Annotated in this window: 20 protein-coding genes and 1 riboswitch; of the genes, 16 read left to right on the top strand and 4 right to left on the bottom strand. The window is 71.0% G+C overall.

Annotated features, from left to right (window positions below; genetic code table 11):
* Positions 1-10 precede the first annotated feature (10 nt).
* The 3 genes from ACWD10_RS16780 to ACWD10_RS16770 all read left to right on the top strand — a co-directional run bounded on the left by ACWD10_RS16780 (position 11) and on the right by ACWD10_RS16770 (position 2207).
* Entirely contained in the window at positions 11-331 is a 321-nt protein-coding gene (locus tag ACWD10_RS16780) for a DUF6412 domain-containing protein (RefSeq protein ID WP_451091500.1), read from the top strand.
* A 111-nt stretch (positions 332-442) separates the two neighbouring features.
* On the top strand, positions 443-1234 hold the full coding sequence (locus ACWD10_RS16775; protein WP_451091498.1) for a YidC/Oxa1 family membrane protein insertase: 792 nt from the start codon (positions 443-445) through the stop codon (positions 1232-1234).
* A 115-nt stretch (positions 1235-1349) separates the two neighbouring features.
* Positions 1350-2207 carry a fumarylacetoacetate hydrolase family protein gene (locus ACWD10_RS16770; protein WP_451091496.1) on the top strand — a complete coding sequence of 286 codons (858 nt, stop codon included), beginning with the start codon at positions 1350-1352 and terminating at the stop codon, positions 2205-2207.
* A gap of 40 nt (positions 2208-2247) precedes the next feature.
* On the opposite strand, the gene ACWD10_RS16765 is transcribed toward ACWD10_RS16770, so the two are convergent.
* Positions 2248-3339 carry a Gfo/Idh/MocA family oxidoreductase gene (locus ACWD10_RS16765; RefSeq protein ID WP_451091744.1) on the bottom strand — a complete coding sequence of 364 codons (1092 nt, stop codon included), beginning with the start codon at positions 3337-3339 and terminating at the stop codon, positions 2248-2250.
* 56 nt (positions 3340-3395) lie between these two features.
* On the opposite strand from ACWD10_RS16765, the gene ACWD10_RS16760 reads away from it, so the two are divergent.
* From ACWD10_RS16760 to ACWD10_RS16705, 12 genes are all read left to right on the top strand, one after another.
* Positions 3396-4646 carry an ROK family transcriptional regulator gene (locus ACWD10_RS16760; protein WP_451091494.1) on the top strand — a complete coding sequence of 417 codons (1251 nt, stop codon included), beginning with the start codon at positions 3396-3398 and terminating at the stop codon, positions 4644-4646.
* A 204-nt stretch (positions 4647-4850) separates the two neighbouring features.
* Positions 4851-5621 (top strand): hypothetical protein, encoded by a 771-nt coding sequence (locus tag ACWD10_RS16755; RefSeq protein ID WP_451091492.1) that lies wholly within the window; start codon positions 4851-4853, stop codon positions 5619-5621.
* 34 nt (positions 5622-5655) lie between these two features.
* On the top strand, positions 5656-6417 hold the full coding sequence (locus ACWD10_RS16750; RefSeq protein WP_451091490.1) for a GntR family transcriptional regulator: 762 nt from the start codon (positions 5656-5658) through the stop codon (positions 6415-6417).
* A gap of 131 nt (positions 6418-6548) precedes the next feature.
* Entirely contained in the window at positions 6549-7694 is a 1146-nt protein-coding gene (locus ACWD10_RS16745) for a TIGR03364 family FAD-dependent oxidoreductase (protein WP_451091488.1), read from the top strand.
* 5 nt (positions 7695-7699) lie between these two features.
* On the top strand, positions 7700-8401 hold the full coding sequence (locus ACWD10_RS16740; RefSeq protein WP_451091486.1) for a phosphonatase-like hydrolase: 702 nt from the start codon (positions 7700-7702) through the stop codon (positions 8399-8401).
* A complete protein-coding gene (locus ACWD10_RS16735) occupies positions 8398-9471 on the top strand; it encodes an ABC transporter ATP-binding protein (protein WP_451091484.1) in 1074 nt (357 codons plus the stop codon). The genes ACWD10_RS16740 and ACWD10_RS16735 overlap by 4 nt, the downstream gene beginning before the upstream one ends.
* Positions 9464-10294 (top strand): 2-aminoethylphosphonate ABC transporter permease subunit, encoded by an 831-nt coding sequence (locus tag ACWD10_RS16730; protein ID WP_451091482.1) that lies wholly within the window; start codon positions 9464-9466, stop codon positions 10292-10294. The genes ACWD10_RS16735 and ACWD10_RS16730 overlap by 8 nt, the downstream gene beginning before the upstream one ends.
* Positions 10281-11108, top strand: coding sequence for an ABC transporter permease (locus tag ACWD10_RS16725; RefSeq protein ID WP_451091480.1), 828 nt, complete (start codon positions 10281-10283; stop codon positions 11106-11108). Before ACWD10_RS16730 ends, ACWD10_RS16725 begins: the two co-directional genes overlap by 14 nt.
* Before the next feature lie 54 nt (positions 11109-11162).
* Entirely contained in the window at positions 11163-12233 is a 1071-nt protein-coding gene (locus tag ACWD10_RS16720) for a 2-aminoethylphosphonate ABC transporter substrate-binding protein (protein ID WP_451091478.1), read from the top strand.
* 132 nt (positions 12234-12365) lie between these two features.
* Entirely contained in the window at positions 12366-13145 is a 780-nt protein-coding gene (locus ACWD10_RS16715; protein WP_451091476.1) for an HAD-IIA family hydrolase, read from the top strand.
* Between the two features lie 199 nt (positions 13146-13344).
* Entirely contained in the window at positions 13345-13971 is a 627-nt protein-coding gene (locus ACWD10_RS16710) for a hypothetical protein (protein WP_451091474.1), read from the top strand.
* Positions 13972-13982: 11 nt separating this feature from the next.
* A complete protein-coding gene (locus tag ACWD10_RS16705; protein WP_451091472.1) occupies positions 13983-14651 on the top strand; it encodes a class F sortase in 669 nt (222 codons plus the stop codon).
* Here ACWD10_RS16705 and ACWD10_RS16700 read toward each other — a convergent pair.
* Positions 14627-15406, bottom strand: a complete 780-nt coding sequence (locus ACWD10_RS16700; protein WP_451091470.1) for a CbtA family protein — start codon at positions 15404-15406, stop codon at positions 14627-14629. The genes ACWD10_RS16705 and ACWD10_RS16700 overlap by 25 nt on opposite strands.
* 16 nt (positions 15407-15422) lie before the next feature.
* Entirely contained in the window at positions 15423-15638 is a 216-nt protein-coding gene (locus tag ACWD10_RS16695) for a CbtB domain-containing protein (RefSeq protein WP_451091468.1), read from the bottom strand.
* Between the two features lie 33 nt (positions 15639-15671).
* A riboswitch (cobalamin riboswitch) is annotated at positions 15672-15811 on the bottom strand.
* Between the two features lie 179 nt (positions 15812-15990).
* Here ACWD10_RS16695 and ACWD10_RS16690 point away from each other — a divergent pair.
* Positions 15991-17040, top strand: a complete 1050-nt coding sequence (locus ACWD10_RS16690; protein ID WP_451091466.1) for a glycoside hydrolase family 6 protein — start codon at positions 15991-15993, stop codon at positions 17038-17040.
* 120 nt (positions 17041-17160) lie between these two features.
* Here the strand turns inward: ACWD10_RS16690 and ACWD10_RS16685 are convergent, their stop codons facing one another.
* A complete protein-coding gene (locus ACWD10_RS16685; protein WP_451091464.1) occupies positions 17161-19104 on the bottom strand; it encodes a galactose oxidase-like domain-containing protein in 1944 nt (647 codons plus the stop codon).
* Positions 19105-19202: the final 98 nt, after the last annotated feature.

Below are 19202 nucleotides of genomic sequence, written 5' to 3'. Positions count from 1 at the left end.
AGGGGGCGGCGTGTTCGACAGCTTTCAGTGCTACAAGGCGCTGCGCTCCGCCGGGCTGCTCTTCCTGCTGTTCGCCCAGGCAGCGCTGACCGACACCGGCAGCCTCTCCGCCGCCGTCGCCCTCGCCGCCACCGCCGCGGCCGGTTCCGCGCTCGCCTTCTGCGCCGTACTCGCCTCGCGCGCCGTGCCCACGGTGCCACGCGGCCGGGTCCGTACCGCCATCCGCGACCGCGAGCGGCGCACCGCCTTCCTGCCCCAGCGCGATCCCGACGCCGCCGGGCGACCCCGGCCGCGAGCTCCGGGGCGGCTCGTCCCGACGGCCGTCGCGTAGGGCTGTGCTCTTGCTGTTCGCCTGACAGCTCTTGTTCGCCTGCCCCTCGCGGGCCGTCATGCCGACGTTCGTTCACATTCCGGCACGACGAGACCCACGGAGGGCTCCGCCTTGTCCGTTACTTCGCTCTTTTCTGGCTTTGCCGATCTTGTCGCTCGCTTCGCCGAGCTGCTTGAGCCCGCGTTCCACGGCTCCTCGGCCGCGGCCGCCATCGTCCTGTTCACCATGGCCGTACGCCTTGCCGTGCACCCCCTGTCGCGGGCGGCCGCGCGCGGGCAGAAGGCGCGGGCCCGGCTTGCGCCGGACCTGGCCGCGCTGCGTGAGAAGCACGCCAAGGATCCCGAGCGGCTGAAGCGGGCGGTGCTCGAACTGCACGCCAAGGAACAGGTCTCACCGCTCTCCGGCTGCCTGCCCAGCCTCCTGCAACTGCCCGCCTTCTTCCTTCTGTACCACCTGTTTTCGAGTGCCGAGATCGGCGGCTCCCCCAATGCCCTGCTCGGCCACAGCCTGCTTGCCGCGCCCCTCGGCGGGCGCTGGTACGACGCGCTCGCGGACGGTGGGGTCCTGGGGCCCGCCGGGCTTGTCTACCTCGGCCTGTTCGTGGTCGTTGCGGCCGTCGCCACCTTCAACTACCGGCGTACGAAGCAGCAGATGGCGGCCAATCCGCTGCCGGGGCAGGGAGGTCAGGCCAGGGGGCGGCAGGACGCGCAGGCGCTGCCCGGCATGGGGGCGATGGTGAAGTTCATGCCGCTGATGTCGTTCGCGACGCTCATCACCGTCGCCGTCGTGCCGCTTGCCGCCGCGCTCTACGTGGTCACCAGCACCGCCTGGAGCGCGGTCGAGCGGGCCGTCCTTTACCGGGATCTTCCGGGCACTTCCGGAGCTGTCGCTCACGCCGCGTAATGGTCCGTGATGTGAACGGGGTATTGCGGAGTGGACGAAGAACTTGGAGGATCGGCCAAACCTCCGATGGCCGCCACCCATCGGCCCGCTTAGTGGTTGACCTGGGGAGTGAGAGATGAAGCTGCTGCGCGTCGGACCTGTGGGGGCGGAGCGCCCCGCGCTGCTTGACGAGGCCGGAACCCTGCGTGATCTGTCGGGACTCGTGTCCGACATCGACGGCGGCCTGCTCTCCGACGGGGCCGCGCTCGACCGGATCCGGGTGGCGGCCGAGGGTGGCGTGCTGCCCGTGCTCGATGCCGAAGGGCTCCGGGTGGGGCCGCCGTTGGGCCGTATCGGCAAGATCGTGTGCATCGGGTTGAACTACTTCGACCACGCGCGCGAGACCGGGGCGGCGATACCGGAGGAGCCGATCGTCTTCTTCAAGGCCCCGGACACGGTCGTCGGGCCGAACGACACGGTGCTCGTACCCCGGAAATCCGAGAAGACCGACTGGGAGGTCGAGCTCGCGGTCGTGATCGGGCGCACCGCGCGGTATCTGGAGTCGGCGGAGGACGGGCTCGCGCATGTCGCGGGGTACGCCATCGCCCATGACGTCTCCGAGCGGGAGTTCCAGATCGAGCGCGGCGGTACGTGGGACAAGGGGAAGAACTGCGAGACGTTCAACCCGCTCGGGCCGTGGCTGGTGACCGCCGACGAGGTGCCGGATCCGCAGGCGCTGCCCCTGAAGCTGTGGGTCAACGGTCAGCTGCGGCAGGACGGGAACACGGCCGAGCAGATCTTCCCGGTGGGGGAAGTGGTGCGGTACATCAGCCAGTTCATGACCCTGTACCCCGGGGACGTCATCAACACCGGTACGCCGGCGGGAGTGGCCATGGGGCAGCCCGAGCCCAAGCCGTACCTTCGGGACGGGGATGTGGTGGAGCTGGAGATCCCGGGGCTCGGGCGGCAGCGGCAGGAGCTGCGCGGGGCCTGAGGGGTGGCGCCCGGCGCCGGGGTGCGGTCACGGGTGACGGTCAGAGCGTGACCGTCACCCCGTCCCGGGCCGACCTGCGGGCCGCCTCCAGGACCTCCAGGGCCGCTGCTGCCTCGCGGGCCGGGACCGGGTTGGGGGCGGTGCCGCGCAGGGCCGCTGCCACCGCCGCGTAGTACGCCGGGTAGTCGCCCGGGAGCGTCGGTTCCGGGCGGCCGCCGCCCGTCAGGGGGGATTCGCCGGAGCCTACGCGGCCCCAGAGGGGTTCCGGTTCCAGGCCCCAGGTGGCGGCGTGCGCGCGGGGGCGCAGGCCCTCGCGCAGGGCCGCCTCCTGGGGGTCGAGGCCGTACTTCACGTACCCGGCGGTCGAGCCCAGGACCCGGAAACGGGGGCCGAGTTGGGCCGCCGTGGCGGAGACGTACAGGTGGGAGCGGACGCCGTTCTCGTGCGTGATCGCGATGAACGTGTCGTCGTCGGCCTCGGCGCCCGGGCGGCGTACATCCGACTCCGCGTACACCCGTACCGCCGGGCCGAACAGGACGAGCGCCTGGTCGACCACATGGCTGCCCAGGTCGTAGAGGAGTCCGCCGATCTCTTCCGGGTCGCCCGACTCCCGCCAGCCGCCCTTGGGCTGGGGCCGCCAGCGCTCGAAACGGGACTCGAAGCGCTGTACCTCGCCGAGCTCGCCGTCGTCGAGGAGCTTTTGCAGGGTGCGGAAGTCGTTGTCCCAGCGGCGGTTCTGGAAGACCGAGAGCAGCAGGCCGCGCTTGTCCGCCAGGTCGGCCAGGGCGCGCGCCTCGGCGGCCGTGCCCGCGACGGGCTTGTCCACGACGACCGGAAGACCCGCCTCCAGGGCGGCGGTCGCGAGCGGGACGTGTGTCTTGTTGGGCGAGGCGATCACGATCAGGCCGAGCTCGTCCGCGCGCCCCCACAGCTCATCGGGGGTCGCGACGTAGCGCAGGCCGTCGCCGTGCTCGGCGCGGGCCTGCGCCTGCCGCTCCGGGTTCGAGGTGACGACCGTGTCGAGTACGAGGCCCTCGGTGGCGGCGATCAGCGGGGCGTGGAAGACGGAGCCCGCGAGGCCGTAGCCGACCAGGCCGACGCGCAGCGGAGCGGGAGCGGAGACGGAGGTCATGTCGTCCACTTAAGCAACGGTGTTGCGAAAGTTCAAGCAACGGGGAGAATGGGCGCGTGAGGACGAGTCGAGCCGGTGACGGGAGTGGCCAGAGCCAGAGCGGCCGGAACGCCCAGAGCGGCCGGAGCGGCCAGAGCGGTCGGGGCGTGAATCTGCCCGCGCTGCGCAGTCATAACGCCGCCCTCGTCCTCGATCTCCTCCGCACCGCCGGTGCCGACGGCATCAGCCGTCTCGAGCTCGCCGAGCGCACCGGGCTCACCCCGCAGGCCGTCAGCAAGATCACGGCTCGGCTGCGCGCCGACGGGCTCGCCGCCGAGGCGGGCCGCCGCGCCTCGACCGGCGGCAAGCCGCGCACCGTGCTGCGCCTGGTGCCGGGCGCGGCCCACGCCGTCGGCCTGCACCTGGACCGGGATGCCCTCACGGCGGTCCTCGTCGATCTGTCCGGCACGGTGGTCGCGGAGCGCCGCGCGGGCCTGGACTTCGACGAGGGTCCGGATGCGGTCGTGGCGGCGGCCGCCCGGGAGGTACGCGGCCTCCTTCCGGATTCCGTCCCCGTCCCCGTCTCCGGGCCTGAACCGGCCGCTCCTGCCGCCCTCCTGGGCGTCGGTGTCGCGTTGCCCGGGCCGCTCGATCATGTCGGGGGTGTGCTGCGTCGCGTGACCGGGTTTCCCGAGTGGGACGGGTTCGTGTTGCGCGAGGCGGTGGCGCGGCGGCTCGGCGGTGAGGTGGCCGTCGTCGTCGACAAGGACACCAATGCCGCCGCCCTCGGCCTGGCGCTCGGCGGTGCCACCGCGTCGCCGAGGGGCTCGTTCGCGTATCTCCATCTCGGTACCGGACTCGGCGCGGGGCTCGTCCTCGGTGGTGCGCTGTATCGCGGCGAGCGCACCGGGGCGGGTGAATTCGGCCACCAAGTGGTGCAGTTGGACGGGCCGGAGTGCGGCTGCGGCAACCGTGGCTGCATCGAGGCGCTCTGCCTCGCCGCCGTCGCCGCGGGCGATGTGGACCGGGCCGCACGGGTCCTGGGGGAGGGCGCCGCGAACCTCGTCGAGCTGCTCGACGTCGACCGCGTGCTGCTCGGCGGGCGGGCGGTGCTCCATGCTCCGGAGCGTTTTGTACGGGGTGTGGGCGCCGTTGTCGCACGGCGGGCGCGGCACGGGGCCGAGGACCGGGCCGGGGTCGCCGTCGCTGTGGCGGGCGGGGGTGAGCGGGCGGTGGCCGAGGGGGCGGCGCAGCTGTTGCTCGCGCCGTTGTTCGGCCGCGCGGACGTGGCGTTCCCGGTGACTCAGGGTGGGCCGAAGCTCGTCTGAAGGAGGGGGATCGTGGGGCCGATCGGCCCCACCGTGCGAGTGCCGGTACGGCGGGGACGTACGCGCGTGGCAGATTCCATTGTTCGGTTCTTCGTCTGTCTTCCTGTCTTCCTGTCTTCTGTTCTCCTTCTTTCTCCTTCCGTCCTCTGCCAGCCAGCCCGTCTTCTGCATCTTCTGCCTTCTGTCAGCAAAGGTCGTCTCCTGATGCGCTCGATGCTCCTGCACAGCGCTCGCGCTTTCGGCGTCGCTGTCACCGCCACCGTTCTCCTGCTCGTGACACCGCTGTCCCCCGCCGCGACGGCCGGGCAGAAGCCGCTCACCTGCGACACCGCCGCCAGGGCCGACGGCGCCGACAGCCACGACTTCCCCATCGGCAGCCGCATCAAGGGCGGTCCGGCCACGTACCACGCCGGTGGCGGCCTCGGGGAGTGGACGGTCGAGCTGCGCAACACCGCCAAGATCGCCTGCGGGAACATCCACCCGATCGTCGTCCTCCTCGACCGCGACCGGGACCTCACGGCGGCGCAGGCGAAGTTGGAGTTCCGGGATCCGGACGGCCGGTGGCACCCCGTTGTCTTCCGGGAGACCGATGAGGCGGGCGAGCTCGTCGGGGTCTTCGACGGTTCCGGTGACGGGTTCACCGGGTTCTCCATCGCCCCGGGGCGGACGCTCGCGGTGCCGGTGCGGCTCGGGTTCACCTCCGACGCCGGGGAGAACGAGGTCACCGCCAGCGTCGCCGTCGTACAGCGGCGCGGTGCCGACGGCGACTGGATCGGAGAATCCCGCGACTACCGCTTCACGCTCCTCGCGGCCTCCGACGCGGGCACCGGACGCCCGCCCGCGCAGCTCGCGGGGACCGGGGGCGGGACCGATACGGACGACCGCGCGCTGCTCGCGCTCGGGAGCACCGCCGCGGCGCTCGTCCTCGGCGGCGCCGCGCTCGTGACGGCGGTACGGCGCCGTCGCTCCCGCTGAGCCACTGAGCCACCGAAGCGGCTAGCGTTCCCGCGTGGACTACCCGAACGATCAGCACCCCGGCGCCCCCGTGCGCGCCGGTATCCCCGAGCACGGCCGGATCCCCAAGTACTACGCGGTCAAGACGCAGATAGCGGACCTCCTCGACGAGCTCGGTGAGGGCGGCCTGCTGCCCACCGAGCGGGATCTCGCGCTGCGGTACGAGGTGTCGCGCGAGACCGTACGCCAGGCGCTGCGCGAGCTGCTGCTCGAAGGGCGGCTGCGGCGGTCGGGACGCGGCACGGTCGTGGCCGGGCCCAAGCTGGAGCAGCCGCTCGCGCTCGCCAGCTACACCGAGGGCGTACGGCGGCAGGGGCGCAGGCCCGGACGGTCGCTGATCTCCCTGGACCGGTTCCCGTGCCCGGCGGCGCTCGCCGCCGAACTCGGCCTGGAGCGGGGCGAGTCGGTCTGGCACCTGGAGCGGGTGCTGCTCGCGGATGACGAGCGCGTGGGTCTGGAGAGTACGTACGTCGCCGTGGCGCGGGTGCCGCGGCTCGACGCCGAGTTCGAGCCCGACTCGTCCTTCTACGCGTATCTGCGCGAACGGGTCGGCATCGCCTTCGGGTCCGCGGACGAGCGGATCGAGACGGTGCTCGCGACGCCGCGGGAGGCCCTGCTGGTCGGGACGCCGCCGGGGTTGCCGATGCTGCTCATCCACCGGGTGTCGCGGGATGCGGAGGGGCGGCGGTTGGAGCGGGTGCGGACCTTGTTCCGGGGGGATCGGTTCAGCTTCTCGGTGCGGCTCGGGGACCGGTAAAGCCCGTAACGCGGCAGCAGATCCAAAAGTCACGAGAAGATAACGGGTCTAGGCCAAGTTTGACGGCCCGTTCACCGTCCCGTCGCCGGGGTGTCCGGTCCGGGTCACTCGCCGCTACGAGCGTTCCCGGCATGAGAGTTGTCGTCGTAGGGGCCGGCGTGGTGGGCACCATGCACGCCTGGCAAGCAGTGGAGCGCGGCCACGAGGTCGTACAGATCGAGCGCGAGACGGAGGCCCGCGGGGCCTCGTTGCGCAACTTCGGGCAGATCTGGGTCAGCGGCCGAGCGGGCGGGGAGGAGCTCGAAACCGCCCTGCGCGCCCGCGAGTTGTGGGAGGAGATCGGGGAGCGGGTGCCGGGGCTCGGCTTCCGGGCCAACGGCTCGCTCACGCCCGTACGCAACGAACTCGAACTCGCCGTCGCCGAGGCCGCCCTCGCCCGCGACGACGCCGCGGTCCGCGGCTACAAGCTGCTCACCGCCGCCGAGGCACGGGCCGTCAACCCCGCCCTGCGCGGCGCGTTCACCGCCGCCCTGTACTGCGAGCGGGACGCCGCCGTCGAGCCGCGCACCGCCCAACTCGCCCTCAAAGAGGCGCTGCTCGCCTCCGGCCGCTACACCTACCTCGGTGGCCGCGAAGTCCGCGAAGTTCGCGAGATCACCGCCGCCCAGCCGGGCGCCAGGGCCGCCGTCCGCGACGACCACGGCGATGTGCACACCGGGGACGCCGTCGTCCTGTGCACCGGCGCCTGGCTCGGCGGCCTCGTCCGCGAACTCGCCCCCGAACTGCCGGTACGCTGCGTACGGCTGCAGATGATGCAGACCGACCCGCTCGGCGAACCGCTGCCCACCTCCGTGGCCGACGCCGACAGCTTCCGCTACTACCCGGCGTACCGGTCCCAAGCCCTCGACGCGCTCAACTCCGCGCAGGCGCAAGCCCCGACCGCCGCCGCGCACAAGATGCAGCTGCTCATGGTGCAGCGGCTCGACGGCGGCCTGACCATCGGCGACACCCACGAGTACGAGCACCCCTTCGCGTTCGACGTCGTCGAGGAGCCGTACGAGCACCTGAAGGAGGTCGTCGAGGGCTTCCTCGGGCGGCCACTGCCGCGCGTGCGGCACCGCTGGGCCGGGGTGTACGCGCAGTGCACCGACACCTCCCGGGTGGTCCACCGCGAGCAGGTGCGCGACGGGGTGTGGCTCGTCACCGGGCCCGGCGGGCGCGGCATGACCTGCTCCCCGGCGATCGCCGAGCGAACCGCGAACGAACTTGGCTGGTGAGGACAGTGAGCAAGCAGCACCCTGACGTACGGCTCGTCGTGCTCGACATGGCCGGAACCACCGTCGCCGACGGCGGCCTGGTCGAGCGGGCCTTCTCGCGCGCCGCCGAGCGGCTCGGCGTCGAGCCCGGTTCCGCCGACCACGAGAAGAAGCTCCAGTACGTCCGCGACACCATGGGCGAGTCCAAAATCACCGTCTTCCGGGCGCTGTTCGGCGACGAGGAGCTCGCCGGGCGCGCCAACGCCGCCTTCGAGGCCGCGTACGGCGAACTCGTCGACGGCGGCCGGATCGCGCCGATCCCCGGCGCCCGCGAGGCCATCGAGGAGCTGCGCGCCGCAGGCCGTACCGTCGTCCTGACCACCGGATTCGCCCGGGTCACGCAGGACGCCATCCTCGACGCGCTCAGCTGGCGCGGGCTCGTCGAGCTGACCCTGTGCCCGGCCGACGCCGGGGGCCGCGGGCGCCCGTACCCCGACATGGTCCTGGCCGCGCTGCTACGCACCCGTGCCGCGGACGACGTGCGTGAGATCGCGGTCGCGGGAGACACGGCGTACGACATGAGGAGCGGTCGGCGGGCCGGGGCCGGAATCGTCGCCGGGGTGCTCACCGGGGCGCACGAGGCCGAGGCGCTGCGCGCGGCCGGGGCCACGCACGTGCTCGGCTCGGTGGCCGAACTGCCGGGTCTCATCGGCGGGATGGGCACATGAGCAGCGGGATACGGTTCGACGGCGTGTCCGTCGCGTACGACCAGGCCGCCGAGAACATGGCGCTGGACCACCTCGACCTAACCGTCGAGCCCGGCGAGGTCATGGCGCTGCTCGGCCCGTCCGGGTCCGGGAAGACGACCGCGTTGCGGGCCGTCGCCGGGTTCGTGCGGCCGGTCGCCGGTCGGGTGTTCATCGGGGACCGGGACGTGACCGATCTGCCGCCGTACCGGCGCGGCATCGGCATGGTCGTGCAGCAGTACGCGCTCTTCCCGCATCTGCGCGTGGACGAGAACGTCGCCTTCGGGCTGCGCGCGCGGAAGGCCCGAAAGGCCGACAAGGCGGCGATTCCCGGGCGGGTCGAGGAAGTCCTGGACATGACCGGGATGGCCGCCTACGCCAAGCGCTATCCGCGCGAGCTGTCCGGCGGGCAGCAGCAGCGGGTCGCGATCGCGCGGGCGCTCGCCATCCGGCCCGGGGTGCTGCTCCTCGACGAGCCGTTGTCCGCGCTCGACGCCCAGCTCAGGTCCGGGATGCTCGCCGAACTCGCCCGGCTGCACCGGGAGTTGCCGGATGTGTCCATCCTGTACGTCACCCACGACCAGGTCGAGGCGCTGACCCTGGCCGACCGGATCGCCGTCATGGACAAGGCCCGCCTCCAGGACTGCGGTACGCCGCGGGAGCTGTACCGGCGGCCGCGTACCGAGTTCACGGCGTCGTTCGTGGGCAACGCGAACCTGCTGCCGGTGCGGGTGGGGGACGACGGGGAGGTGCGCCTTGGCGAGGCCCGCCTGAAGGTCGACACCGGCGCCGCCGCCTCCGGCGCTGCGGCGACCCTTTGCGTACGGCCGCATCTCGTGGGGCTCGGCGAGGGGGCGAACACCCTGCGGGGTGCCGTGCGCGAGGTGCAGTGGCGGGGGGCCACGCATCGCCTGTACGTGGAGGTCGACGGGCATCGCGTCAAGGCGGACGTACGCGAACTGAAGGCTCCGCCGGGGATCGGGGAGTCGGTTGCTCTGCACTTCGCCGCTGAGGACGCGGTGTTGCTCGGGGCGGGAGTGGCCGATGAATAGTGCGGCGCGACGGTCTCTCTGGGCGCTGCCGCCCGTGGCGGCCCTCGGGATCGTCTTCCTCTACCCGTTGGCCCTCGTACTCAAAGAGTCCGTCACCTCCCTCGACGACGGCAGCACGTCCCTTCAGCCGTACGCCGACGTCCTCTCCGACCCCGCCTTCCGGGAAGCGCTCTGGACCACCGTCCATCTGGCCGTCGGAGCCACCGTCGGGTGTCTCGTGCTCGGGTTTCTGCTCGCGCTCGTCATCGCGTTCGTGCCGTTTCCGGGGGCCCGTGGCATCGCGAAGTCCATCGACGTCTTCCTCTCCTTCCCCTCCTTCCTCATCACGCTCGCGCTGCTCTTCATCTACGGCACCGTGGGCATGGCCAACGGCCTGTGGACGGATGTGACCGGGGCCGCGAGCGGGCCGTTCCAGTTCCTGGGCACGCCCTGGGGTGTGCTGCTCGCCGAGATCACGTACTTCACGCCGTTCGTGATGCGGCCGCTGCTCGCCGCCTTCTCGCAGCTCGACACGGCGCAGATCGAGGCCGCGTCCTCGCTCGGCGCCCGGGCGCCGCGGATCGTGCGGCAGGTGATCCTGCCCGAGGCGCTGCCCGCGCTCGCGGCGGGCGGGAGCCTCGTGCTCGTGCTCTGCCTGAACGAGTTCGGGATCGTCCTGTTCACCGGGGCCAAGGGCGTCACGACCCTGCCGATGCTCGTCTACAGCAAGGCGATCCTCGAGTCCGACTACACCGCCGCGTGTGTCGTCGCCGTCGTCAACGTCCTGATTTCTGTGGGTCTTTACGGCCTGTACCGGGTGGTGAGCCGTCGTGCTGGTGCATAGCCGCAAGGCCAGGTGGGCCACCTGGGCCGTCTTCCTGCTGTTCTTTCTGCCGCTCTTCCTGCTGCCGCTGCTCGTGATCCTCGCCGCGTCGTTCGCCACGAACTGGTCGAGCGCCTTCCCCTCGGGGTTCACCACCGGGAACTACGCCGCCGCGACCCGTGGCGAGTCCCTGCAGGCGCTCGGCACCAGCCTGCTGACCGCCCTGGCCGCGAGTCTGCTCGCGCTTGTCGCCGGGACCTGGGCGGCGCTCGCCGCGCACGCCCTGAAGCGGCGCGGTGGGGGCACCCCCACGCCCTTCAGGCTGTGGGGGCGGATCATGGACGCGCTGTTCATGCTGCCGGTGGCCGTGCCGTCCGTGGTCGTCGGCCTGGCCGTGCTCGTGGCGTTCTCGCAGCCGCCGTTCCTGCTCAACGGCACCCGCTGGATCGTCATCCTGGCGCACACCATCCTCGTCACGGCGTTCGCCTACCAGTCGGTGTCCGCGGCGATCGTCCGCCTCGACCCGGCGTACGAACAGGCCGCCGCCTCGCTCGGCGCCCGGCCCGGGTACGTCCTGTGGCGGGTGAAGCTGCCGCTGCTCCTGCCGTCCCTGAACGCGGCCGCGGGGCTCTGCTTCGCCCTGTCCATGGGGGAGTTGAGCGCCACGATGATGCTCTACCCGCCGGACTGGATGCCGCTGCCCGTCCAGATCTTCACCGCCACCGACCGCGGCGCCCTCTTCGCGGGCTCCGCCGTCGCCGTGGTCCTCATGGGCACGACGCTGCTCGTGCTCCTGGCCGTCTCCCGTATCCGTACCAGAGCTTCCTACCGCTGAACCGGCCCTGAACCGGCCCCTGAACGGCTTGATCGCCGCAAGGAGATACAAAACATGCGTACTCGCACCCCGGTTGCCGTCATCGGCAGCCTCGTCAGCCTCGTCGCAGCAGCCTCCCTCACCGCCTGCGGTGGCAACTCCGCCGCCTCCGACGAGAAGGTCGTCACCGTCTACAGCGCCGACGGCCTCAAGGGCGAGAGCGGCGACGGCTGGTACGACCAGGTCTTCAAGGACTTCGAGAAGAAGACCGGCATCAAGGTCAAGTACGTCGAGGGCGGCTCCGGTGAGATGGTGCAGCGCGCCCTGCGCGAGCGGTCCAACACCCAGGCCGACGTCATGGTCACCCTGCCGCCGTTCATTCAGCAGGCCGAGGGCAAGGGCCTGCTCCAGGCGTACGAGCCCCAGGGCGCCGACCAGGTCGACGGTGCGGACAAGGCGGCCGACGGCACCTGGACCGCCGTCGTGAACAACTACTTCTCCTTCATCTACAACAAGAAGTCGCTGAAGCAGCCCCCGAAGACCTGGGAAGAGCTCCTGGACAAGAAGTTCAAGAACAAGCTTCAGTACTCCACGCCGGGCGTCGCGGGCGACGGCACCGCCGTGCTCATCAAGGCGATGCACGACCTCGGCGGCAAGGACGCGGCCATGGCGTATCTGAAGAAGCTCCAGGCCAACAACGTCGGCCCGTCGTCCTCCACCTCCAAGCTGGCGCCCAAGACCGACAAGGGCGAACTCCTCGTCGCCAACGGCGATCTGCAGATGAACTACGCCCAGTCCAAGTCCATGCCGAACCTCGGGATCTGGTTCCCGAAGACCTCGACGAAGCCGGACGCCAAGCCGACCACCTTCGCGCTCCCGTACGCCGCCGGTCTGGTCAAGAACGCCCCGCACTCCGCCAACGGCAAGAAGCTCCTCGACTTCATGCTGAGCGAGCAGGCCCAGAAGCAGGTCTCCTCGGTCGGCGGCGGCTTCTCCGCCCGCAAGGACATCAAGGCCACCGACGCCAACGCGCTCGAGCTCGGCCGCCTCATGGAGGGCGTCGAGATCTTCCGGCCGGACTGGGCCGAGATCGACAAGAACCTCTCGTCGTACGTCGACGCCTGGAAGACCGCCACGGGCAGCTGACCCGTACGGCCCGTACGCCGTGGCCGGGTCCGCAGGTCGGACGGGGTGGGTCGGTTTCGGGCCCGCCCCGTTAGTCTGATCGTGTCCGGCCATCCCATAGAGGCATTCCGGCCAAGAGCGGAGATCAGTCCCGTGGCAGAGCGCAAGCCGATCGATTCCTGGCTCACCGACATGGACGGCGTCCTCATCCATGAGGGCGTCCCGATCCCCGGAGCCGACGCCTTCCTCAAGCGCCTACGGGAGTCCGGCAAGCCCTTCCTCGTCCTCACCAACAACTCCATCTTCACCGCGCGCGACCTGCACGCCCGGCTGCGGCGCATGGGCCTGGACGTCCCGGTCGAGAACATCTGGACGTCCGCCCTGGCCACCGCCAAGTTCCTGGACGACCAGCGGCCCGGCGGCACGGCGTACGTGATCGGCGAGGCGGGCCTGACCACGGCCCTGCACGACATCGGCTACGTCCTGACCGACCACGACCCGGACTACGTCGTCCTCGGCGAGACCCGTACGTACAGCTTCGAGGCCATGACGAAGGCGGTCCGCCTGATCAACAACGGCGCCCGCTTCATCTGCACCAACCCGGACGAGACCGGGCCGAGCCTGGAGGGCCCCCTTCCGGCGACCGGCGCGGTGGCGGCGCTGATCACGAAGGCGACGGGGAAGGACCCGTACTTCGCGGGCAAGCCGAATCCGCTGATGATGCGAACGGGCCTGAACGCGATCGGGGCGCACTCGGAGTCGAGCGCGATGATCGGGGACCGGATGGACACGGATGTCCTGGCCGGACTGGAAGCCGGGATGACGACGTTCCTGGTCCTGACGGGCCTGACGAAGCCGGACGAGATCGAGAAGTACCCGTTCCGGCCGTCGAAGGTCGTGGACTCCATCGCGGACCTGGTCGACCGGGTGTGAGTTCAAAGGTCAGCCCCTCCGGCGTTTGAGGAGCGGGGGTCCGGGGGCGGAGCCCCCGAAGCGGCCGTCAGCCACGCGGCGTTAGCCGCATATCGATACAGCCGGGAAGGAGCGGGGCGGGGAGATAACTCCGCTGGCCTATACCGGATGGCGGCGGCCCCACGCGCGGCGGACCTTCGAAGGACCAGGAGGTTCCACCATGCGCCGAGCCGGACTCGCTCTCAGCGTCGCCGCCGCCATCCTCGTAGCCCTGTCGCCCGGTACGTCCCTCGCCGGTGACAGGGTTCGGGTCGACCCTGCCAAGGCCGTCCCCGGAGAAGAGGTGGCGGTCACCGCCGCCGGGTGCGAGGGCACCAGCGGAGCCGCCAAGTCCGAGGCCTTCGTGGCCGACGCGACGCTCACCGGACCGGAGGGCGAAGGCTCACCCCTCAGCGGCGAGGCCATGATCCGCTCGACGGTGGAGCTTGGACGGTACGACGTCACGGTGAGCTGCGACGGCAAGGACCGCGGCAAGGGCAAGATCACCATCGTCCGCGACAAGCCCTCACCCTCGCCCTCGCCCACCCGCAAGGCCTCGGCCAAGCCCCCGGCCGCGAAGCCCGAGCCTCCGGCCGCGAAACCGAAGCCCGAGCCCCCGGCCGCGAAACGCACGTCCCCGGCCTCGCCCACCGCCCCGATGCGCGCGGGCGGCGGCGGCACCGCCGAGACCGCGGCGGCCGGGACGGGGGACGGCACGACGTACGCGCTCATCGGCGGGCTGCTCGTGGCCGTTACCGCGCTCGCCCTCGCCGCACGGGTCGGCGTCCGCTCCCGCCGCTCCAGGTAGGACGGCGAGGCATGGCGGCCGGTGCGGAAGGCGGAGCAGGGGCGGGGCGGTTCTGCACCGGCGTGGTCTGGGCCCTCCTGCTCGTCGGGTTCTGGCTGTGGGGCGGGGAGGCGGCCGAGGTGCCCGGCGGCGCCGCGGGCCCCACCACCGGCGACGTCGCCGCCGTCGGCAGACCCGCCCGGCTCGAACTGCCGCCCACGCAGCAGGCGTTGTCCGCCGCGCCGCCCCAGCACCTCGACATCCCGTCGATCCGGGTGAGCGCACCCGTGGTGCGGCGCGGCCTCGACGCCGACGGGGCCGTGGCGCCACCCGGCTACGACAAGCCCGGCGTCGTCGGCTGGTACGAGGGCGGTACCGCACCCGGCGCCGAGGGCACCGCCCTGTTCGTCGGGCACGTCGACACCGACACCAGGCCCGCCGTCTTCTACCACCTGAGCACCCTGCGCCCCGGCGCCAAGGCCAGGGTGACACGGGCCGACGGGACCGTCGCCGAGTTCACGGTCGAGGGCGTACGGGTCTTCGGGCGGAACGAGTTCGACGCCCGGCAGGCGTACGGGGAGCGCCAACCGGGCCGCGCCGAGCTGCGGTTGATCACCTGCGGGGGCACGTTCGACCGGGTCACCCGCAGTTACTCGTCGAATGTCGTCGTCTCCGCCTACCTGACCGGCACGGCGCCCTGAGCGTCCGGCACGCCTCCCTCCCCGGCCGGAACCGCCGCACGGGCCGCCGCCGCGCGCAGCCCCAGCGCGCCGAAGACCGCCGCGAACACCGCCCACAGCAGGACGTGCGAGGCGAGCGAGAGCATGCGGAAGTCCCAGAGCAGGGTGGCCCCTACGGGTACCGGGTCCGGGTTGCCCGGCAGCGCGAACAGGGCCACGAGTACCGCGACCGTGGTGGCCGCCACCGCGAGGTGCCGCACCGGGACGCTGCGCGCCGCGAGCCGGACGTACACCTGCCGGACCAGGAACATGCCGAGCACGCCGATGACGACGGCGGCCAGCCACAGCTCCTGCCGGTTGGTGACCGTGCCCGAGTCGCCGACGCCCGGCGGGTTGGCCGGATAGCGCAGGCCCGGCAGGAGCGACACCGCGAGGAACGCCGCGGCCGAGAAGGCCAGGGCGCGCGACCACGGGGACGCGTCCGGGGTGCGGCGGTGCACCAGGGCGTACGCGATGGCGAAGAGCACGCCGATGGCGAGCCCCGCGACGATCGCCGTCACGACCAGGCCGAAGTGCTGTTGGGAACGGGAGAAGAGCTCTTCGTGATGCTGGGCCGCGGGCGCCGCGTCATGGGCGTGCGAGCGCGCCTCCTCGAGGCGGATCGCACGGTCCATCAGCGGCTCGGCGAGCAGCAGCGAGAACAGGCCCGTTACCAGGCCCGCCGCGCCGCCCGCCGCCAACCCGCGCCCGAGCAGGGGGAGTACGGGGGAGTTCATGCTGGGAGCGCCCCGATCAGTGGCAGGGGGCGCCGAAGAGGTGCCGTCCGTCGTGCGAGAACTCGTGCAGATAGTCGCCGGTCGCGGCGATCGCGGTGCCGTTGTCGATGAAGACCGCGTACAGCGCCACCAGGGCGATGATCGCGGCGGCCGAAGCGAGCAGCCAGTCGCGGGTGCGGGTCGTCGCGGCCGATACCGCGGCGGTGTCGGGGGTCTGCGCGTGCAGGGACATATCGATGAGCCTCCTTCTGGGGTTTCCACGCCCCATGGCAGGAGGACGACGGCTCAAGTTCCTGGCTCCCGTACGCGCCCGTCGAGTTGGCGGGTCATCGCGCGCGGTCACAGTGGCGGGACCGTCCCGGATTCGCACCGGGTTCCTTGTCTGCCGTCGCCTCGCTGTATGGACTTGTCGTCCGGGAGAGTCCCAGCAGGCAGCGACGCCTGTCAACCGCGCGTGGACGGCGCGGGGGCGGCGCGCGGACTGCACGGGGCGGCGCACGCCGTGCCCCGCGCCCAGGGCCCCCTCGTGCGTGCGGGCCCCTGTGCCACGATGGGGAGCCGGACAGTGCACCAAGGGGGAGTGGATGTACGGCAAGCACGACCGCCGTGGGCACGGGCCCGCGGTACGGGCGGGTAAGGCCGCGGCGGCTGCCGTGGGGGCGGCGGCGCTGCTGCTCGCGGGCTGTTCCTCGTCGGGCGACCCGGAGCCGGGCCAGGACCGCACGACCAGCGGTCCCGTGGGACAGCGGCCCAAGGCCACCGACCCGTACTGGGTCAACCCGGACGGCAACGCGGCCCGGCAGGTCGCCGCGTACGAGAAGGACGGCAAGCGCGAGGACGCCGCGCTGATCAAGAAGATCGCGGAGCAGCCGGTCGCGGAGTGGATCGGCACCGAGAACCCCGAGCAGGAGGCGCGCGGCTTCACCCAGGCTGCCGAAAAGGCCGACCGGGACGCGTTGTTGGTGCTCTACAACATCCCGCACCGCGACTGCGGGCAGTTCTCCAAGGGCGGCGCCCCGGACGGCGACAGCTACCGGGGCTTCGTCGACGGCGTCGCCAAGGGCATCGGGGATCGGCACGCCACCGTGATCCTGGAGCCGGACTCGCTCCTTCACCTGGTGCAGCAGTGCACCCCGAAGGAGTTCCACGAGGAGCGGTACGCGCTGCTCACCGAGGCCGTGACGAAGCTGAAGGCGCTGAAGAACACCAAGGTCTATCTGGACGGCGGGAATCCGGGCACCGGCTCGCCCGACGCGTACTACGAGCCGCTGAAGCGCGCGGGCATCGACAAGGCCGACGGCTTCGCGGTGAACGTATCGAACTTCTTCACCACCGAAGAGGCCACCGCCTTCGGCAAGGAGCTCTCACCGAAGGTCGGCAACAAGCCGTTCGTGATCGACACCAGCCGCAACGGCAACGGCCCGTACACCGGCGGCGACGAGGCCGAGCGCTGGTGCAACCCGCCCGGGCGTGCGCTCGGTGAGGAGCCGACCACAAAGACCGGTGACGAGCTCGTCGACGCGTATCTGTGGATCAAGCGGCCCGGCGAGTCGGACGGCGAGTGCAAGGGCGGCCCGAAGGCCGGTGAGTGGTGGCCGGAGTACGCCCTGAAGCTGGCGAAGGCCGGTCGGTAGTCCGTACGTAGGTGAGGGCACCTCCCGGATCGGGGGCGCCCTCACTCGGTTACCGAAAACGTCCTCTACATAAGCTCGCGTACCGAAAACGTCCCCTACATAAGTAAGGGCTGCCAGGGGCTACTTGGGGATCTCCACCCACTGCGCCTTGCTCGGCCGCCCCTTGTCGTCCGTGACGAACAGCATGTACCAGCCGGGCTGCACCAGGTTCTTGTTGCGGGGCACCGTCACGGTCACCGAGTCCCCGGACCGCTTCAGGCCGAGCGCGATGGACCGCTGGTCGATGTCCGTGACGTGGGTGCTGGCGCTGGGCCGGATCAGGCGGGCGTTCTTGATGGACGAGGCGTTCCGGGTCTTGAAGGTGCCCGAGCCGCCGAGCTCGATCGTCTCCGGGCCGTCCTGCAGCGTCGGCCCGGTGCCCTGGTACAGGTAGGGCGGGGTGTAGATCTCGATGCGCTGCTCGAACGTGCCGGGCTTGGTGTTGGCCGCGTCCGCGAACAGCGAGTCGGAGCCGAAGACCACGACCCGGCCGTCCGGCAGGAGCAGCGAACCCGAGTGGTAGTTGCGGCCCACCAACGGGTCGGCGACGCGCCGCAGTTCATTGCTCTTGGCGTCGTACATCCGGGCTTCGAGGATGTTGGAGTCGCTGCGGCCGCGGTAGTCCTCGGAGCCGCCGGTGATGAGGATCTCGTCGTTGGGCAGGATGGACGACTGCGGGTAGCGGGTGCCCTTGTCGAGCGAGGGGCCGTCCTTGAAGGCCGGGGTGTCGTCCTTGAGGTCGATGATCCGGGTCTTGTTGCTGGACTTCTCGGATTCGCCGACGCCTCCGCCGCCGATCACCATGAACTTCTCGTCCTGCGCGGGCGGCACCATCACGGTGCCCGCGGTCTCCATCAGCTTGGCGTCGCTGAGGCCGCCGACCTTGGTGAACTTGTTCGTCCGGAAGTCCCAGATGCCGGGGTCGCGGCCGACGTCGTCGGGGCCGTACCCGGCGTTGGCGCCGGAGTAGAAGAGCTTGCCGTTCGGCAGCCCGAAGACCGCGGGGTACGTCGGGAACTGGCGGTTCTGCTTGACGTACTGCCACTTCTTGGTCTCGGGGTCGTACACCTCGTTCCGGTTGCCCGGGACGATCTGGCCGATGTCGTCGAGGCCGGAGAGGGCGAGGATCTTGCCGTTCGAGAGCGTGGTGAGCGTGGGGTACCAGCGCGCCTCGTTCATCGGGTCGACCTTGATGTACTTCTCGGCGACCGGGTCGAACTCGTAGGCGTCCTTGATGCCTTGGAAGTCCTTCTTGTCCAGCGCGAGCTTCTCGGCGATGCCGTAGGTGTTGCGGGCGTCGGCGCCCTTGAGGCCGTGTACCCGGTAGTTGTCCTGCGCGCCGGTCTCGTACTTCTTACCGCGCTTCTCGGCCTCTACATAGATACGGCCGAGTCCCGGATCGTTGCGGACGAACGCGCCGGTCTGCTTGTCGAAGACCTTTTTCGCCTTCTCGACGAGGACGGGGTCCTTGGAGACGAAGGTCTTGCCGCTCTTCTTGCCGGTGAAGCGGGTGCCCGCGGGCAGCGTGATCGGCTTGTCCGGGTTCTCGTTGTGCACCACCATCAGGCCGCCGGCCTTGGTGACGTCGCCCTTGAGCTTCTCGTACCGCTTGGTTCCGCCCGCCACCAGGAGCTTGCCGTCGGGCAGTTGGGTGTGGCCGGTGCAGAACAGGTCGTTCGGGGTGTGGATCTCCTTGAAGGTGTTCTTCACCGGGTCCCACAGGACGGTGTCGAACTTCCCCGCGTCGAAGTTCTTCTGGTTGTTCCCGGAGCCGGCGACCATCAGCACCTTGCCGGTGTGCAGGACGGCCGCGTGGATGGTGTTCAGCCGGTACTTCTCCGGGAACTGGACTATCTGCCAGTGACCGTTCTCGGCCTTGTACTCCGGTCTGTTGATCTTGTACTGGTGGTACTGCTCGGAGCCGTAGCGCCAGAGCCACGGGCCGTTCATCCCGGCCAGCGCAAGGACGACCGCCGTACCGATGGTGAGGCGGCGGGCACGGCGGCGGCTGGAACGGTCTTTCATCGGTTCTCCACGTGGTGGTGAGGCAGGCCGGTGCCTGGCAGCGGGCCGGGATGCCGGGATACAAGAAGAAGCGCGGGGCGCTGCCCACGGCCGACGCC

This window comes from Streptomyces sp. NPDC002851 (genome assembly GCF_053591935.1).
This window is presented reverse-complemented; position numbering and strand designations above follow the sequence as displayed.

Coding starts and splice junctions, on each gene's coding strand:
- ACWD10_RS16700 (WP_451091470.1), bottom strand. CDS start 15,406: ATGAACTCCCCCGTACTCCCCCTGCTCGGGCGCGGGTTGGCGGCGGGC.
- ACWD10_RS16710 (WP_451091474.1), top strand. CDS start 13,345: ATGCGCCGAGCCGGACTCGCTCTCAGCGTCGCCGCCGCCATCCTCGTA.
- ACWD10_RS16685 (WP_451091464.1), bottom strand. CDS start 19,104: ATGAAAGACCGTTCCAGCCGCCGCCGTGCCCGCCGCCTCACCATCGGT.
- ACWD10_RS16735 (WP_451091484.1), top strand. CDS start 8,398: ATGAGCAGCGGGATACGGTTCGACGGCGTGTCCGTCGCGTACGACCAG.
- ACWD10_RS16695 (WP_451091468.1), bottom strand. CDS start 15,638: ATGTCCCTGCACGCGCAGACCCCCGACACCGCCGCGGTATCGGCCGCG.
- ACWD10_RS16720 (WP_451091478.1), top strand. CDS start 11,163: ATGCGTACTCGCACCCCGGTTGCCGTCATCGGCAGCCTCGTCAGCCTC.
- ACWD10_RS16770 (WP_451091496.1), top strand. CDS start 1,350: ATGAAGCTGCTGCGCGTCGGACCTGTGGGGGCGGAGCGCCCCGCGCTG.
- ACWD10_RS16690 (WP_451091466.1), top strand. CDS start 15,991: ATGTACGGCAAGCACGACCGCCGTGGGCACGGGCCCGCGGTACGGGCG.
- ACWD10_RS16745 (WP_451091488.1), top strand. CDS start 6,549: ATGAGAGTTGTCGTCGTAGGGGCCGGCGTGGTGGGCACCATGCACGCC.
- ACWD10_RS16765 (WP_451091744.1), bottom strand. CDS start 3,339: ATGACCTCCGTCTCCGCTCCCGCTCCGCTGCGCGTCGGCCTGGTCGGC.
- ACWD10_RS16730 (WP_451091482.1), top strand. CDS start 9,464: ATGAATAGTGCGGCGCGACGGTCTCTCTGGGCGCTGCCGCCCGTGGCG.
- ACWD10_RS16705 (WP_451091472.1), top strand. CDS start 13,983: ATGGCGGCCGGTGCGGAAGGCGGAGCAGGGGCGGGGCGGTTCTGCACC.
- ACWD10_RS16755 (WP_451091492.1), top strand. CDS start 4,851: ATGCGCTCGATGCTCCTGCACAGCGCTCGCGCTTTCGGCGTCGCTGTC.